General features: G+C 66.9%; 16 protein-coding genes and 1 pseudogene. All 17 read right to left on the reverse strand.

The window, feature by feature from the left end; all coding sequences use genetic code 11:
• Nucleotides 1-18: 18 nt before the first annotated feature.
• Entirely contained in the window at nt 19-1,245 is a 1,227-nt protein-coding gene (locus ACZ5KU_RS02120) for a beta-ketoacyl-ACP synthase (protein ID WP_017903710.1), read from the reverse strand.
• Nucleotides 1,245-1,973 carry a 3-oxoacyl-ACP reductase FabG gene (fabG, locus tag ACZ5KU_RS02125; protein WP_054060922.1) on the reverse strand — a complete coding sequence of 243 codons (729 nt, stop codon included), beginning with the start codon at nt 1,971-1,973 and terminating at the stop codon, nt 1,245-1,247. Before fabG ends, ACZ5KU_RS02120 begins: the two co-directional genes overlap by 1 nt.
• Nucleotides 1,966-2,430 carry a hotdog family protein gene (locus tag ACZ5KU_RS02130; RefSeq protein ID WP_464736783.1) on the reverse strand — a complete coding sequence of 155 codons (465 nt, stop codon included), beginning with the start codon at nt 2,428-2,430 and terminating at the stop codon, nt 1,966-1,968. Before ACZ5KU_RS02130 ends, fabG begins: the two co-directional genes overlap by 8 nt.
• Nucleotides 2,427-3,623, reverse strand: a complete 1,197-nt coding sequence (locus tag ACZ5KU_RS02135; protein WP_054060924.1) for a beta-ketoacyl-[acyl-carrier-protein] synthase family protein — start codon at nt 3,621-3,623, stop codon at nt 2,427-2,429. The genes ACZ5KU_RS02130 and ACZ5KU_RS02135 overlap by 4 nt, the downstream gene beginning before the upstream one ends.
• Nucleotides 3,620-4,102 carry a DUF3261 domain-containing protein gene (locus ACZ5KU_RS02140; RefSeq protein ID WP_054062091.1) on the reverse strand — a complete coding sequence of 161 codons (483 nt, stop codon included), beginning with the start codon at nt 4,100-4,102 and terminating at the stop codon, nt 3,620-3,622. The genes ACZ5KU_RS02135 and ACZ5KU_RS02140 overlap by 4 nt, the downstream gene beginning before the upstream one ends.
• Entirely contained in the window at nt 4,099-4,833 is a 735-nt protein-coding gene (locus ACZ5KU_RS02145; protein WP_054062092.1) for a class I SAM-dependent methyltransferase, read from the reverse strand. Before ACZ5KU_RS02145 ends, ACZ5KU_RS02140 begins: the two co-directional genes overlap by 4 nt.
• Nucleotides 4,830-6,071 (reverse strand): NAD(P)/FAD-dependent oxidoreductase, encoded by a 1,242-nt coding sequence (locus tag ACZ5KU_RS02150; protein WP_054060927.1) that lies wholly within the window; start codon nt 6,069-6,071, stop codon nt 4,830-4,832. The genes ACZ5KU_RS02145 and ACZ5KU_RS02150 overlap by 4 nt, the downstream gene beginning before the upstream one ends.
• Nucleotides 6,064-7,223 (reverse strand): annotated as a pseudogene (locus ACZ5KU_RS02155) (cation:proton antiporter). The gene ACZ5KU_RS02150 and the pseudogene ACZ5KU_RS02155 overlap by 8 nt, the downstream one beginning before the upstream one ends.
• Nucleotides 7,217-9,559 (reverse strand): MMPL family transporter, encoded by a 2,343-nt coding sequence (locus tag ACZ5KU_RS02160; RefSeq protein WP_464736784.1) that lies wholly within the window; start codon nt 9,557-9,559, stop codon nt 7,217-7,219. The pseudogene ACZ5KU_RS02155 and the gene ACZ5KU_RS02160 overlap by 7 nt, the downstream one beginning before the upstream one ends.
• Nucleotides 9,543-10,166: an outer membrane lipoprotein carrier protein LolA gene (locus ACZ5KU_RS02165; RefSeq protein WP_054060930.1), complete on the reverse strand. Its 624-nt coding sequence runs from the start codon at nt 10,164-10,166 to the stop codon at nt 9,543-9,545. Before ACZ5KU_RS02165 ends, ACZ5KU_RS02160 begins: the two co-directional genes overlap by 17 nt.
• Complete coding sequence (locus ACZ5KU_RS02170; RefSeq protein WP_464736785.1) at nt 10,163-10,588, reverse strand: acyl-CoA thioesterase; 426 nt, start codon at nt 10,586-10,588, stop codon at nt 10,163-10,165. The genes ACZ5KU_RS02165 and ACZ5KU_RS02170 overlap by 4 nt, the downstream gene beginning before the upstream one ends.
• On the reverse strand, nt 10,581-12,125 hold the full coding sequence (locus ACZ5KU_RS02175) for an HAL/PAL/TAL family ammonia-lyase (protein ID WP_054062095.1): 1,545 nt from the start codon (nt 12,123-12,125) through the stop codon (nt 10,581-10,583). Before ACZ5KU_RS02175 ends, ACZ5KU_RS02170 begins: the two co-directional genes overlap by 8 nt.
• Complete coding sequence (locus ACZ5KU_RS02180; RefSeq protein ID WP_464736786.1) at nt 12,106-13,044, reverse strand: LpxL/LpxP family acyltransferase; 939 nt, start codon at nt 13,042-13,044, stop codon at nt 12,106-12,108. Before ACZ5KU_RS02180 ends, ACZ5KU_RS02175 begins: the two co-directional genes overlap by 20 nt.
• Nucleotides 13,041-13,775, reverse strand: a complete 735-nt coding sequence (locus ACZ5KU_RS02185) for a glycosyltransferase family 2 protein (RefSeq protein WP_416771448.1) — start codon at nt 13,773-13,775, stop codon at nt 13,041-13,043. The genes ACZ5KU_RS02180 and ACZ5KU_RS02185 overlap by 4 nt, the downstream gene beginning before the upstream one ends.
• On the reverse strand, nt 13,768-15,438 hold the full coding sequence (locus ACZ5KU_RS02190) for an ApeI family dehydratase (RefSeq protein ID WP_416771450.1): 1,671 nt from the start codon (nt 15,436-15,438) through the stop codon (nt 13,768-13,770). Before ACZ5KU_RS02190 ends, ACZ5KU_RS02185 begins: the two co-directional genes overlap by 8 nt.
• Nucleotides 15,435-15,980, reverse strand: a complete 546-nt coding sequence (locus ACZ5KU_RS02195) for a COG4648 family protein (protein WP_464736787.1) — start codon at nt 15,978-15,980, stop codon at nt 15,435-15,437. Before ACZ5KU_RS02195 ends, ACZ5KU_RS02190 begins: the two co-directional genes overlap by 4 nt.
• On the reverse strand, nt 15,977-16,231 hold the full coding sequence (locus tag ACZ5KU_RS02200; protein ID WP_054060673.1) for an acyl carrier protein: 255 nt from the start codon (nt 16,229-16,231) through the stop codon (nt 15,977-15,979). The genes ACZ5KU_RS02195 and ACZ5KU_RS02200 overlap by 4 nt, the downstream gene beginning before the upstream one ends.
• Nucleotide 16,232 lies beyond the last annotated feature (1 nt).

Consider the following 16,232-nt stretch of genomic DNA (forward strand, 5'->3'; position numbering starts at 1 on the left):
TCTCCAGTGGGGTAAGAATCAGGACCAGCGACGGAACACCAGCGAGGTGTTCACGCCGCCGAAGGCGAAGTTGTTGTTCATCACGTACTCGTTGCTCATCTGCCGGAACTCGCCGCGCAGGTAGTCCAGCTCGGCGCATTGCGGGTCGACCTGGTCGAGGTTGAGGGTGTGCACGTAGCTGTCGCGGTTCATCATCTCGATGCTGAACCAGGACTCCAGCGCGCCACAGGCGCCGAGGGTGTGGCCGAGGAAGCTCTTTTGCGAACTGATGGGCATGCGGCTGCCGAACAGGCTCTGGGTCGCCAGCGTCTCGGCGATATCGCCCTGTTCGGTGGCGGTGCCGTGGCCGTTCACATAGCCGATGGCCTCCGGGGCGAGCCCGGCGTCCTCCAGCGCCAGTTCCATGGCCCGGCGCATGGTGGCCTGTTCCGGACGGGTCGCGTGCTGGCCGTCGGCATTGCTGCCGAAACCGACGATTTCCGCATGGATATGCGCGCCGCGCGCCAGGGCATGTTCCAACTCCTCGAGCACCAGCATGCCGCCCCCCTCGCCGATCACCAGGCCGTCGCGGCCGCTGTCGTAGGGACGTGGGCTGGTGTGCGGGGCATCGTTCTTCAGGCTGGTGGCGTAGAGCGCATCGAACACCATGGCTTCGGTGGCGCACAGTTCTTCCGCGCCGCCGGCGAGCATCATCGGCAGGCGACCGAACTTGATCGCCTCATAGGCATAGCCGATGCCCTGGCTGCCGCTGGTGCAGGCGCTGGAGGTGGGGATCAGGCGGCCTGTGAGGCCGAAGAAGATGCTGATGTTGGCTGCGGTGGTGTGGGGCATCATGCGCACGTAGGAGTTGGCGTTGAGTCCCTCGGCCACCGAGTTGATCAGCATCATGCCGAAGGCCTTGATCTCGTCGGTGCTGCCGGTGGACGAACCGCAGGCGACGCCCATGCGCCCATCGCGAATGATTTCGTTGCCGAGCAGGCCGGCGTCGGCCAGGGCCATTTCGGCGGCACCGACGGCGAAGCGCGAGACCCGGCCCATGCTGCGCAACTGCTTGCGGGTCCAGTGGGACGGCACCGCGTAGTCATCCACCGGTCCGGCCAGGCGCGTATTGAGTTCGCTGAAGCGGTTCCATTCGTCCATGCGCCGGATACCGCTGCGGCCGGCGCGGAAGTTGGCCTCGATACTGGCCCAGTCGCTGCCCAGCGAGGTGATGCCGGCCATGCCGGTGACGACGACGCGTTTCATCAGCACAGGCCTCCGTTGACGGCCAGAACCTGCCGGGTGATATAGGCAGCTTCCGCGGACATGAGGAAGTTCACCGCACCGGCGACTTCTTCCGGGGTGCCCATGCGCTGCGCGGGGATCATCTTCAGCAGTTCTTCGACCGGGACATTTTCATCGAGCATGGCGGTGTCGATCAGCCCCGGGGCCACGCAGTTGACGGTGATCCTGCGCTTGCCCAACTCGATCGCCAGGGCTTTGGCCGCGCCGATCAGGCCGGCTTTCGAGGCGCTGTAGTTGACCTGGCCACGGTTGCCGATCAGCCCGGAGACCGAGGTGATGCAGACCACCCGACCCGGCGCGCGGCGGCGGATCATCGGCATCATCAGCGGGTGCAGCACATTGTAGAAACCGTCGAGGTTGGTGCGCAGCACCTGGTCCCAGTCATCGTCCGAGAGGGCCGGGAAGGCGCCGTCGCGGGTCAGGCCGGCGTTGAGCACCACGCCATAGTAGGCACCGTGGGCCTCGACGTCGGCTTCGAGAATCGTCCGGCAGGTTTCCCGCTCGGACACGTCGAACTGCAGCACCCGGGCGTTGCGGCCCAGGGCCTGGATTTCGGCCTGCACGGCGTCCGCCTCGGCGCGACCGCTGCGGCAGTGCAGCACCAGGTCATAACCGGCCTGGGCCAGGCGCAGGGCGATAGCACGGCCGATGCCACGGCTGGAGCCGGTAACCAGAATGGATTCAGTCATGGCTGGATTCCTGTGATTCGTTGAGATAGTCGGCGGCCTGGGGCGGACGGAACACGTTCAGGCGCGCCGAGGCCTGGATGGCCGGACCACTGAGGTGGCATTCGAATACTCCCATGCCGTTGTCGTCCTCCAGGGAGCGCTGGGCATGGATGGTCAGTTCGCTGCCCTGGGGGAACTGTTCGACGTTGCATTCGAACTTGCGGGTACCGAGCAGGAACCCCAGTTCCACCGGACGGCCCTCGCTGCGGGCACGGCAGCCGGCATAGGCGGCCACGCTCTGGGCCATCAGTTCGATGCCGACCCAGGCCGGCAGGCTGCCGTCCTCCCGGTTGAACAGGCCACCGGGGCGCACGGTGAGACGGGTGTGAATCTGCTCTTCATCGAAGGCCAGGACCTGATCGATGAGGATCATGTCTGCGGCGTGGGGCAGCAATTCGGCGAGCGGCCAATCGATCATGGGGCGTCTCCGATAATCAGGCTGACGTTGTTGCCGCCGAAGGCAAACGAGTTGCTCATCAGCCGGCGTGGGGTCGTGGGGTCGAGCCGGTCCTGTGGGCCGGCCCAGTGCAGCGCCGGCAACGCCGGGTCGGGCTGGCCGTCCCAGATGTGCGGCGGCAGGGCACCCTGCGGGTTCTCGGCGCTCAGGCTCAGCCAGCAGAACGCCGCCTCCAGCGCCCCGGCGGCACCGAGGGTGTGGCCGGTCATGGGCTTGGTCGAGGAGCAGGGCAGCTTGCCGGGGAAAAGGCCGGCCACCGCCAGGCTTTCCATGGCATCGTTGTGCTGGGTCGCGGTGCCGTGCAGGTTCAGGTAGGCGATCTCCTGCGGTTGCACGCCGGCCTGGCGCAGCGCCTTGCTCATGGCTTGCCGGGCACCCTTGCCGGCCGGCTCCGGTGCGGAAATGTGGTAGGCGTCGCAACTGGCGCCGGCACCGAGCAGGGCGATCGAATGCGTCTCGCTGGCCTGGCGGGTCATCAGGAACAGCACGGCGGCTTCGCCGATATTGATGCCGTTGCGGTTCACCGAGAACGGGTTGCAGCGTCGCTCCGACACCGCCTCCAGTGCACTGAAACCGTTGAGGGTCAGTTTGCACAGGCTGTCGACACCGCCGCACAGCACGGCGTCGCACAGGCCCAGGTCGAGCAGGCGCTGGGCACTCATCAGGGCGCGGGCGCTGGAGGTGCAGGCGGTGGAGATCACATAGGCCGGGCCGTCCAGTTGCAGCCAGTCGGCGAGGAAACTGGCCGGGGCACCGAGTTCCTGTTGCCGGTAGTCGTAGTCGGCGGGGAACTGCTGGTCACGCAGATAGCTGGCGATACCGCGGCTGGCTTCGTCGATGCCGGAGGTGCTGGTGCCCAGGACGATGCCGATGCGCTCGCGGCCATAGGTGGCGATGGCCTGTCGGATCGGCTCGGCGATCTGCAGGGTGGCCTCCATCAGCAACTGGTTGTTGCGGCTGTGCTGGTCGCTCAGTTCACTGGGCAAGGCCACCAGTTCGCCGCGCACGGCCGCGACCGGCAAGGCGCGTTCCGGGACCCAGCCGGTTTCGGCGCGAACCCCTGCGCAGTCGCCGGCGAACAGGTTGCGTGCGACTTCCTGCTTGTCGCGGCCCAGGGCGCAGATCAGGCCGAGGGCATTCAGGTAGGCGGTCATGGCGCGCTCTCGTTCAACGGGCTGATGCTGTAGTGCAGACCTTGCGGCAGGTCGAGACGGAAGAACAACGGCTGGCGATAACTGACCCGCCACTGCTCGCCCAGTGCCCGCTGCCCGGCCTGCTGGCGGGCCGTCGGATAATTGTCCGCCAGCTCGGCCTGCGGCGTCAGTGCGAACAGCAGTGCGGCGAACAGTTCGCGGGCCTGCGGGTTGGGTGGCAGCAGGCCGTCGGCGTGCCAGTCACCGTCTTGCAGGAGCTGGCGCGCCAGGGGGATACCCAGCGGGTCCATCAGCGACCAGCGCAGGCCACCGGCCTCGCGCTGGATCACCAGCAGCCAGTCCTGGCGCAGGCCGTCCTGCTGGCGCTCGACCAGCAGTTGCAACGGCAGGGCCAGGGTCGGTGTGTGTGTGGGCAGCGGCAGGCGGCTGGCGCAGGCGCCCAGCAGCAGGAAGCAGCCCAGCAACAGTGCACGTATCATTCGTCACGACCTGCCAGGGGTTTGCGGGCAACCACGTTGACCAGGGTTTCCTCGCGCTGGCCGAAGGGCGGCGGGCTCTTCAGGCGCAGGCGTTCGAGCAGGCCGAAGTCCTTGGCCCGGCTCCACCACAGGTAGGGGTACGAGACGTTCTGCTCGGCGAACTCGAAGCCCTGGTCGCGAATCATGTCCAGGTACTGCGCGGCGCTTTTCTGCACATGCATCGGATGGCGGAACAGCCAGCGGATCACCCAGGTGTCGATGTAGGCCTCGGTGGACTCGGCGAACAGCAGGTAGCCGCCCGGCTTGAGCACCCGATGGAACTCGGCCAGGGCCCGGTCCTGCTGGACCAGGTGGTGGAAGGTCTGGTGGCAGAACAGGATATCGACGCTCTCGGAGGCCACGTCCAGGGTCGCACAGTCGCTGCCGATCAGTTCGATATCGATAGTGCGCCGCCGGGCTTCCTCGGCGGCCAGTTGCAGGCTGTGCGGGTCGGCATCGAGGCCGATCAGCCGTTGCGGGGCGAACACCTGCTGCAGGTACTGGAAGGACTTGCCCTGGCCGCAGCCGGCATCGAGCAGCACCGGGTTTTTCGGCAGCTCCTCGCTGAACAGCCGTCGCAGGTCGTTGATCGCCACGCGCAGCACATGGTGCTGCCAGGTGTGGCTGCGCAGGAACCAGAAGCCGAAACGGGTTTCCTCGACGTAGGTGTCGCTCAGGTACTGATTGCTCATGCCGGGGTGCTCGCACAGATTTCCGAGAGCATCCGCAGCCGGCGCTTGGGCTCACTGACAAAGGGGTTGCGCTCGTCCCAGGCATAGCCGGCGAGGATCGAGCTGATCATGGCGCGGATCTCCTCCGAGCTGCCGGGATGGTAGATGACATCCTGGAAGGTCCCGGCGTACCAGCCTTCGACGTAGCAACGGAACGTGTCGACCCCGCGTTTCAGCGGCTCGGCGAACTGGCTCTGCCAGTCGACGCTTTCGCCCTGCAACTGCCGATGCAGCAGGCCGGCGGCCATGCTGGCCGAGCGCATGGCGATGGTCACGCCGGAGGAGAACACCGGGTCGAGGAACTCCGCCGCGTTGCCCAGCAGCGCGTAGCCCGGGCCGTGCAGGCTCTTGACGTTGGCCGAGTAGCCGCCGATGGCCCGTGCCGGGGTGTCCCACTCGGCGTTCTGCAGTACGCGCTGCAGGCTCGGCGTCTCGGCGACGAAACCTTTCAGGCAGGCATCCAGGTCGTCGTCGCGGCCGGCGAAGTGGCTGGCATCGGCCACCACGCCGAGGGAGCAGCGGCCGTTGCTGAACGGGATGGTCCAGAACCAGATGTCGCGCTTTTCCGGGTGGGTGGTGATGAGGATCTTCTCCCGCTCGAAGCCGGGATGGTCGATGCGGTCCTCGATGTGGGTGAACACTGCCTGGCGCACCGGAAAGCCCGAGGGTGCCTCCAGGTCCAGCAGGCGCGGCAGCACGCGTCCGTAGCCGCTGGCATCGAGAACGAAACGGGCTTCGAGCCGATATTCGCTGCCGTCTTCGCGACGGACCTGCAACTGTGGCTGCGGCCGCTCGAAATCGGCCCCGACGATTTCCTCGCCATAGCGGATTTCCACGCCCTGCAGGGCGGCCTGATCCGCCAGCAGCTTGTCGAAGTCGGCCCGCTGCACCTGGAAGGTGGTCGGCTTGCCGTTGCTGAAGGTCTTGCCGAAGTCGAAGGCGCTGTAGCGCTCGCCCCAGGCGAAGGCCGCGCCGTTCTTCAGCTGGAAGCCGGCGGCATTGACGGCGTCGAGCATCCCGGCTTCCTCGACGAAGTCCAGGCAGTGGGACAGCAGGCTCTCGCCAATGGAAAAACGCGGGAAGTGCTGGCGCTCGACGATCAGTACATCGTGACCATTGCGCTTGAGCAGGGCGGCGGCAATCGCACCGGAGGGGCCGGCGCCGATCACCAGCACCTCACGGCGTTCCATTTCAGTCATTGGCACACGGGCTCCTTGCCGGTCTCGGCGCTATTCAAGGGAATTCGGTTCAGGCCGCCAACGCCGGCAGCAGGGTGGCGAGCAGGCCCATCAGCATCAGCGCGAAGTACAGCGCCGGGCTGATCAGTTGTTGTTGCAGGAGCAGGTTGAGGAAAACGATCTCGCTCAAGCCGCGAATGTTGAGCAGCAGGCTTTCCTTCCAGCGGCTGGCACCGGGAAAGGAACTGCCGGCCCAGCCCAGGCCCAGCCAGTTGCCCAGCAGCTTGCTGGCGACCGGGACCACCAGCAGCGCGACGAACTGCACCAGGCTCAGGCTGCCCAGGGCGCTGTGCACGTTGATCTGCACGATGCCGAAGGTGAGGATCAGCGGAATCGCCAGGCCGGTGTGCAGGCGCTCCATCCACGTGGCCTTCAGCGGCGGTACCAGCGGCACCCTGAGCCAGGCCATGCAGAACAGGTAGCCGATGCCGAGGATCAGCGCGTTGAGCTTGAAGTGCTCGGCCAGCACCAGCAGCGCGAAGAAGCCCAGGCTGTGGACCAGCGGCTGGCGAATCCGGCAGCCGTACAGGAGCAGTGGCAACAGGGCCCGCCCAGCGGCAGCAATAGGCTGCCCAGGTGCAGGCTGCCCTGGGCCAGGCCGAACAGGGTCCAGCAGGCCAGGTCGATCAGGATCGCGGCCTGCACCAGGCGCCGGGTGGCGCCGGGCGGGTAGCCGATGTGCTTGAGATAGAGGTACAGCACCGGGATCGCGGTGATGGCGAACACCAGGCCGATCGCCAGGGTATTGAGCCAGTGCTGTTCCGGCAGCAGCCAGACGGCGCAGGCCAGCCCGCAGGCGAATGGTACGCCGAAGCTCGGCAGGGCGATCTTCAGGCTGTCGCGGTCCAGCTTCAGTTCGATCACATCGCCGAGGATGTTTCCCAGCACCAGCGCGAAGGCGCAACCGTAGACGATCCTGAGCCAGTCGGGAGCGACCAGCGCGGCGCCGCCCAACTGCCAGTGCGGCTCGATCCAGAACAGCATCAGCAGCGGCAGGCCGAATGTTGCCAGCAGCAACTGGCTGACGATCGGCACCAGGCCGAACCGGCGGCCGATGCGGGTCGCCACGGCGAATGCGGCCAGCGCCATGCCCCAGAACAGCAGGGTCAACATGATGCGCCTTCCTTGTCCGTGGTCGCATGATGCTGCTGCCCGGCCCAGGGGGCGAGCAGGAAGCTGAAGGCCAGGCCGAGGCTGACCGACAGGCCGAAGTTGCTCACCGCCGGCGTACTGGAAATCGCCAGCAGGCCGAACGACAGCCAGGTGGTCAGCGCCGCCAGCAGGGTGCCCAGCAGGCTGACCGCCGCACCGCCGATCCGTTCGCGCATGAGGATGGCGTAATCGACGCTGATGGCCGTGACCAGCAGCAGGCCGAACAGGCTGAACAGGGTCAGCGGTTGCCCCAGCCAGCCAAGGCTGGCCAGGCTGCACAGCGCCGCCAGCAGCGGCAGGGCGACGATACGCAACGCGCCGCCGAGGCCGAACGGCAGGATCAGCAACAGCACGATCAGCACGCAGGAAGCCAGTTTCAGTTCCGCCGCGCTGATCTGCGTGGCGGCGAACACCTTGTTCAGGTCGCCGAGGCGATCCACCAGTTGCACGCCTGGCAGGTCCATCGCCTGGATGCGCAGCAGCTCGGCGTTGTTCAGGCCCTGCAGGCTGACCATGCCGGCCACGCCGTCGGCGTAGGGGCCGAGCCAGAGCACCCGCCAGGGTTCGCCAAGGGGGCCGGCGAGGGCACTGTCGATATCCTCGACCGGCAGGGCCTGGAGTTCGGCCAGCTCCTTCTGAAGGGCCGCCAGCGGGACGCCGAGGTCGAGCAGCGGCTGCCAGTACCGTGGCAGTTGCTGGAGCGAATCACGCAGGCGCTGTTGCTCGCTGGGCAGGCTGACCAGTTGGTTCAGCGACAGGTAGCCCTGCAGCTTGTCCAGGCTCACCAGTTGCCCGAGGCGCTTGACCAGGGCCGTCTGGCGCTCCAGCAACTGCTGCTGGTCGGCGGCGCGGACGAGGAAGAACTGGCTGGTCGGCTGGTAGCCGGTGATCCGTGCAATGGCCTGGGCCTCGGCCTGCAATTGGGGTGGTGCGCCGACCCACTGGCGGATGTCGTTTTTCGTGCCCAGTTGCCACAGGCCGGCGGCACAGAACAACATCAGCAGGCCCAGCAGCACGGGGCTGCCGAGTTTCTGCAAGAGCTTCTCGCGCAGCGCCAGCAGCGCCTCGCAGACCTTGAGCGGCCACTGGGCCGGGCGCAGGTCGGCACCCTTGAGCAATGCCGGCAACAGGCACACCGCGGTCAGGTAGGCGCCGAGCAGGCCGGCGGCGGAGAACACCGCGATCTGGGTCAGCGCCGGGAAGGGGGTCCAGGCCAGGGCCAGGTAGCCGATGCAACTGGTCACCAGGCTCAGGCTCAGGCCACAGAGGGTCATGCGCAGGGCCGGCCAGCTGTGCCAGGGCTTGAGGCTCCAGCTCTTGGACAGGTAGTGCAGCGGATAATCCACCGCGACGCCGATCAGGCTGGAACCCAGCACCAGGGTCATCACGTGCATGCGGCCGAAGAAGGCCACGCAGGCCACGGCACCGAACAGCATGCCCACCAGCACTGGCACGAACGCCAGCAGCACGCGCCAGCGGCGGAACGCCAGCAGCAACAGCAGCAGGATGCCCAGCGTGGCGCCGCCGCCGACCCAGGTGATTTCCCGGGTCGCCTGCTGCTGGCCACTGGCGGCGTACAGCAGGCCGCTGGCGGCCAGCAATTGCACATCGTTCTGGCTCGCCTGCTCGCGGCTCTGCTTGAGCAGTTCGGCCACTTGCAACGGCAGCTTCATGTCGAAGGCGTTGCCGGTGGTCCGGGCCCGCAGCAGCACCCAGCTCTTGCCATCGGCATCGGCGACCAGGGCACCGCTGCCGATGTCCAGCTGCACCGCGCCACGCTGTGGCTGGCTGTTCTGGATGCGCCCGGTCAAGCCGAGCCAGTCGTTCTCGCTTGGCACCAGGCTGAAGCCGGCGAACGGATCGAACAGGGTTTGCACCCGCTGCTGGATGAACGCCGCCGGGTCATCGATCAACTGCCGGCGGTCTTTCGTCGAGAGCATCGCCAGGCGGCCCCGTAGCAGTTGCTCGCGCAGGGCCGGCAGGTCGGCCTGCAGATCCCACTGAACCTTTTCGAACAGGCCGCTGGCTTGCCAGCGCTCACCCAACTGGCGGGCCTTGGCGATGGCCTGCTGGCGATCGGCGTGGCCGACCAGCACCAGCATTTCCCGGTTCAGCGGTTCCTGCATGCGCTGTTCGGCCTTGAGCTCCAGCGCATCGGGCGAGGAGCCCGGCACCAGTTCCATCAGGTTCGCCGACAGCGGTGCACTGTGCCGCCACTGCCAGCCGGCGAGGGCGAGCACGGCCAGCAGCAGGATCAGAAACAGGCGCGGCAGCAGGCGTTCACTCGGCAAAGTCATGCTGCTCCGCTTCGCTCAGGGGTTGGCTCGCAGTGCTGTCCTGCATGCGCAGGACGGTGCTGTCGCCCTGGGTCTCCAGCAGCTCGATACGTTGCACCAGGGCGCCGCCATCGATATTGATGCGGGTGAAGATCTGCTTGAGCAGCACCGAGCGTGGCGTCAGGGTCAGCTTCCAGTCGTTCGCCTGGCCTTGCAGTTGCAGTTCGAAGTCGCGCTGCAGGCCGCTGCTGTCACCTTGCAGCACGGCCATGAACAGGCGGTTCTGCTCGGCCCCGGCGCTCTTGTTCGGGACCATCTGCCAGCCGCTGGCGTCGCGTCTCGCGATGCCCTTGGCGGTGATGCGGTAGTCCTGTTGCAGCGGGGTCTTGAGCAGCCACAGCAGGCCATGGTCCCTGGCGAGGACGAAGGTGCCCTTGCTGGTCAGCGGCTGCGGCAGGGCGCGCAGGTGTTTTTCCTGAGTGAAGCTGCCGTGGATCACCGAGGGCTTGGCCAACTGCTCGCTCAACTGTTGCAGGTCGAAGGCCGCGGCCTTTGCGCAAAGCACCAGGCACAACAACAGCAGCCAGCCTCGCACGCTCCCGCAGGGCAGGTACTTCAGGATATTCATGCAAGCACCTTTTCGACCGCGTCGACGAAGACCCTGGGTGAAGCCAGCTGCATTTCGCGGCTCTCGATGTGTACCGCGACCTGCACCGTGCTGGCACGGGTCAGGCGCTCGCCGCTGGTGAGGTCGGTGATCAGGTAGTTCACCTTCAGGCGGTTTTCCCATTCCACCAGGTCGGCCCGCACGTTGATCTTCTGGCCGAACACCGCGCCGCGCACGTAGCGCAGTTGCAGGTCGATCACCGGCCAGGCGTAGCCGGACTCGCGCATCTGCACGTAGTTGTGGCCGATATGGTCCAGCAGCGCGCAGCGGGCGACTTCCAGGTACTTCACGTAGTGGCCGTGCCAGACCACGTGCATGGTATCGACGTCGAAGAACGGCACGAGGATCTCCGTATCGACGTGCAGCACGCCACGACTACGCATGCAGCCTCCAGTGTTGTTCGCCGATGCGTTGCAGGCACAGGCGCAGTTCGCTTTCCAGGGCGCGATCCTCGATCAGTGGCGGGAAGTCCCGGGCCAGTTCTTCGTGCATGGCGGCCAGTGCCGGCGGCAGTGGGCGGGCCTCGGCTTCCCGGCTGCGCAGCCAGACACCCTGGTTGGCAGCCAGCAGGGTGGCGGCGGCGACCTGCTCGGTCAGCTCCAGCACGCGGATTGCGTCGCGGGCGGCGATGGTACCCATGCTGACCTTATCCTGGTTGTGGCATTCGGTTGAACGGGAAAACACGCTCGCCGGCAGGGTGTTTTTCAGCGCCTCGGCGGTCCAGGCGCTGGCACCGATCTGCACGGCCTTGAAGCCGTGGTTGAGCATGGCACGCTCGCTGCCGGAGCCGGACAGGTTGCTCGGCAGGCCGTGGTTGTAGCGCACGTCCACCAGCAGGGCGAGCTGGCGGTCCAGCAGGTCGGCGACGTTGGCCACCAGGTTCTTCAGGCTGTCCATGGCGAAGGCGATGTGCCCACCGTAGAAGTGCCCACCATGCAGGACGCGCTCTTGCTCGGCGTCGATGATCGGGTTGTCGTTGGCGCTGTTCAGTTCGGTCTCGATGAAGCCGCGCAGCCAGCCCAGGCTGTCGGCCAGCACGCCGAGCACATGCGGTGCGCAGCGCAGCGAGTAGCGGTCCTGCAGGCGATGCAGCGGCGCGGTCGGCGCGTCGATCGCCAGGTCCTGGCGCAGCCAGGTGGCGACCTGCATCTGCCCCGGATGCGGCTTGGCGGCGAACAGGCGCTCGTCGAAGTGCTCCGGGTTGCCCTGCAGCGCGACGACGTTCAGCGCGGTGATGCGGGTCGCCAGGCGCAACAGGTAGTCGGCGCGGGCGAACGCCAGGCAGGCCAGACCGGTCATCACCGCGGTGCCGTTCATCAGTGCCAGGGCTTCCTTGGGCCGCAGGACCAGCGGGTCCCAGCCCAGTTCGCGATGCACGTCGCTGGCCAGGCGGCGCTCGCCACGCAACAGTACTTCGCGCTCGCCGGACAAGGTCGCGGCCACATAGGACAGTGGCGTCAGGTCACCGCTGGCGCCCACCGAACCTTCCTCGGGAATCAGCGGCAGGATGTCCTGGTCGAGAAACGCCTGCAGGCGCTCCAGCAGCTCCACCCGTACCCCGGAAACCCCGTGGCACAGCGACTGCAGGCGGGCGGCGAGCACGGCGCGGGTGGCCTGCGGATCAAGCAGCTTGCCCAGGCCACAGCCGTGGAAGGTGTAGAGATGACGCGGCAGCGCCTCGACGTGCTGCAGCGGCACCGCGACCACGCAGGAGTCGCCGTAGCCGGTGGTGACGCCATAGATCACGCCTTCCTTGTCCAGCAGCGAGTCAAGGAACTGCGCGCCCTTGGCGATGCGCTGGCGGTAGGCCGGGTCGTTTTGCAGTTGCGTCGGCACCTGACGATTGGCCAGTGCCAGCACGTCTTCGATGCGCAGCGGGAGTTCGCCGAAGGTTACCGGCTCAAGCGGATGCGTTGTCATCGGTCTTCCAGAAGGGGTAGAAATTGAACCATTGTTGGGGCGCTTGCAGGCAGTACTGGCCCAGGCGCTCGGCATAGCGGGCGGTCCATTGGGCGATGACCTGCTCGCGGTCGCCACGCTTCCATTGCACGGCTTCGGCGAAGGGTTCGAGGGTGATGTGGTAGCGGCCCCCAAGCTTCAGGCAGAACAGCAGGTTGACCGGGCATTTCAGCAGGCCGGCCAGCAGCCAGGGCCCCTGGGGGAAAGCCGCCGGGTGACCGAGGAAGTCCACCCGCACATTGCGCCCGCCGTGCAGGGGGACGCGGTCACCGGCAATCGCCAGCCACTCGCCACGGTCCAGGCGCTGGCTCAGTTGCAGCATGATCGCCGGGTCCAGCTCGCTGACCTGGATCAGCCGCAGGTTGGTGGCGCCGGCCTCGCCCAGCAGGCGATTGAAACGCTCGGCGTGCTTGGTGTGTACCAGCACGTTCATGGTGACCTTTTCGCCCAGTTCTGCCAGGGCACGGCAGACTTCCAGGTTGCCCAGGTGGGCACCGACCAGCATCTGCCCACGCTCGCCGCGCAGTTGGTCGCGCAGTCGGGCCGGGTCGATGATCTCGATCTGCTCGATGCTCAGCTTGCCGTTCCACACGTCGAGCTTGTCCAGCAGCGCATCGGCGAAGGCCATGAACTGGCGGAAGACCTTCATCCGGGTCGGCAGCAGGACGCTCCGGCCGCTCCACGCCGCCAGGCGCTGCTGGTATTGCCAGGCGCTGTGCCGGGCACTGCGGCCGAACAGGAAGAAGTACAGGACGATGCCATGCAGCACCGGGCTGAGCAGCCGGCGGCCGAGCACCCGGACGCCGAAGGCGGTGAGCTTCATCAGCCAGAAGCTGCCGCGCTCCTGGTGGTCGGCCCAGTGTTTCTGCGTATCGCTCATGCCCGCCACCTTTGCCAGAGGATGCTCGGCAGGCGCAGCAGCATGCCGAAGAACAGCCGCGTGTGCATGCCGGAAATCAGCGCGTTGTCATGGAACAGGCGGAAGTGCGACAGGCCGTCCTGCGGGTAGTGGACCCGGGTCGGCAACCAGCGCATCGGCTGGTTGCGCCAGGCCAGGCGCACGAGGATTTCCGGGTCGAAGTCCATGCGCTTGCCGATCCGCGCGCTGTCGATCAGGGCCAGCACCGGTGGCAGCGGGTAGACCCGGAAGCCGCACATGGAGTCGGGAATCTGCAGCGACAGGCTGTTGATCCATACCCAGACGTGGGTCAGGTAGCGGGCATAGAGACGGCCCTTGGGTACGCTTTCGTCGTACTGCGGATAGCCGCAGATCAGCGCTTCGGGATGGCTGCGGGACGTGTCGAGAAAGGTCGCGACATCCTGCAGGTCATGCTGACCGTCGGCGTCCACCTGCAGGGCATGGCTGAAGCCGCGCCGCGAAGCCTCGCGCAGGCCGGCCATCACCGCGCCGCCCTTGCCCTGGTTGACCGGCAGCTTGACCAGGAAGGTGTTCTCGCCCTCGGCCAGACGCTCCAGCACCGCGGCGCAGGCCGGGCTGCTGGCATCGTCCACCAGCACGCAGGGCAGGCCGGCGGCCAGCAGGGCCGCGACCACCGCCGGCACGGCCGTCTCGTGGTTGTACACCGGAATCACCGCACACGGCTTATGCATGCGCCGTCTCCAGCACGATGCGCCCGCTGGAGCAGGCTGCCTCGCCGTTGCGGAAGGCGAAGTAGAGCTTGCCGCGTGCCTGGTCGAAGCGCAGGCTCAGCTCGATCTGGTCGCCCGGGCGTACCAGTTGCTGGAACTTCAGCACTTCCATGCCGGCGAATTTCGCTGGCAGCTCAAGCCGTTCGCGACTCAGTTCCAGGGCCCAGTCCACCTGGACCACGCCGGGCAGTACCGGCGTAACCGGGAAGTGCCCGCTGAAGTAGGCCAGGTCCGGCGGAACGGCCAGTTGCAGCAGCCATTCGCCGTCGGTTTCGCTTTGCCCGAGCACTTCCGGCGATTTGGGCCGTGGCGCCTGCAACAGGGCCTGGACCTCGGCCTGCGGCAGCTTGCCCTGGGCGTTGAGCGGCATCTGCCGTAGCAACCGCCAGCGCCGTGGCAGTGCCAGGGCTTCACAGTGCTTGAGCAGGTGTTGGCGCAGGGCCTCGGTCAAGGCGCGCCGGCCCTGGTTGCGCAGGGTGTGCAGGCCCTTGGCGGAGAGCACCAGCAGGGCGCCGAGATAGGCGCGATTTTCCTGCACCACCCCCAGCCGCGCCTCGGCGACCCAGGGGTGTTCGAGCAGGGCCTGTTCGAGCATTGGCAGGGAGATGCGTTTTTCTTCCAGCTTGACGATGCGGTCGAGCCGGCCGAGCAGTTCGAAGCGGCCATCGGCCTCGAAGCGTGCCGCGTCCGCGGTCTGTTCGACATGACCAACCGGCAGGTACGGCGAGGCGACCTGCAAGGCGCCATCGGCATCCTGGCTGAGGCGGACATCGGCGAACGGGCGCCACAGTCGATCGCCCTGGCGCCAGGCGATGCCGCCGGTTTCCGAACTGCCGAGGATTTCCGTCGGCCATTGCCCCAGGCGTTGCCGCAGGCTGTCGGCAGCCTCTTGCGGCAGTGCGCCGCCCGAAGAGAACACCCGGCGCACCGCGCTCAGCGCCGGCCAGTCGAGGTTGTCGCCCATACGCTTGAGCAACGCCGGGCTGGCAACCCAGGCGAACTGCGGGTGCTCGCGGCTGCTGCGTTGCAGGTCCTCGGGGAACGCCAGTTGCCGGCGCACGAAGGTGCGGCCGGCGCACAGTGGCCAGAGTACGCGGAACAGCAGGCCGTAAATGTGCTGGGCCGCGACGCTGCCGATGATGCAGGCCTGGCCGAGGTCGGCACCCCACAACTGCTCCAGGGCCAGCACTTCGTTGGCCAGCTGGCGCAGGCTCTTTTCGATGAGCTTGGGCTCGCCGCTGGAGCCGGAAGTGCACAGGCTCAGGCGGCACCGGTCGGGATCCAGCGTGGCCGGCTCCAATGGCTCGGCATGCAGACCGGCGAGGTCAGCATGGTCGATCAGCCAGAGGTCGACTTGCGCGGCCCAGCGTTGGCGGGTCTGGTCCTGCAGGTCGGGCAACAGCAGCACGGCGACGCCGGCGCGCCAGGCACCGAACAGGGCGACAGCCAGTTCCCCGGCATCCTCCAGGTGCAGCGCCAGGCGTTGCACGTTCCGTTCGCGCAAGCCGGCGGCCAGGCGCAGGGCACGTTGGCTGAACTGGGCGTGGTCCAGCGGCGGATCGATTGTCACGGCACGTCCGGCGTGCATCCCGAGCAACAACTGCTCAAGGTTTATCCAATTCATGCGCGGCCTCTTACGCGTTGTCGTATCAGCCATTCAATGGCAAACAGCAGACCCATCAGGCCATAGGCGATCAGGCCGTTGTACAACGTCCACCAGCTCAGCGGTGCCCAGAGGGTCAGGGCGGCGGCGAGCAGGCCGTTACAGAGAAAGAACAGGCTCCAGACCTGGGTTACCCGGCGGGTATAGCGGATTGCCATTTCCGGCAGTTCCGGCTCGCTCAGGCGCGCCAGGCGTTCGGCCACCGGTGGGCCGAACTTCAGGCTCAGGCCGAACAGGCCGAGCATGAAGCCGCTGATCAGCACCGGGTACCAGCGCAGCAGCGACGGGCTGTTCAACAGTCCCAGTAAACCGCAGAAGGCGATGGCGCACAGGGCCATCCACAAGCCGCCGGGTTTGCGTTCGCCGGTCAGGGCACGGGCCAGCCACAGGCTGCCGAGCAACAGCCCGAACTGCCAGGGGGCGAAATGCTCCATGCCGAAATACACCGCGAAGGGGTACAGCAGGCCCGCCAGCAGCAGACCCAGGCCGATCAGTCGGCTCATGCGGCCGGCTGGACCAGCCGGAATACCGCCTCGACCACGTCGTTGACGGTGCGCACCGCCTTGAATTCCTCGGCGGCGATCTTCTTGCCGGTCTGGCGCTTGATGTGATCGATCAGGTCCACGGCGTCGATGCTGTCGATTTCCAGGTCCTGGTACAGGTTGCTGTCCAGGGTGACGCGCTCGGGTTCGAGTTCGAACAGTTCGACCAGGGCATCGCGCAGGGTATTGAAGATGTCTTCACGGGTTTGCATG

The sequence above is a fragment of the Pseudomonas sp. Tof1 genome (assembly GCF_055390395.1).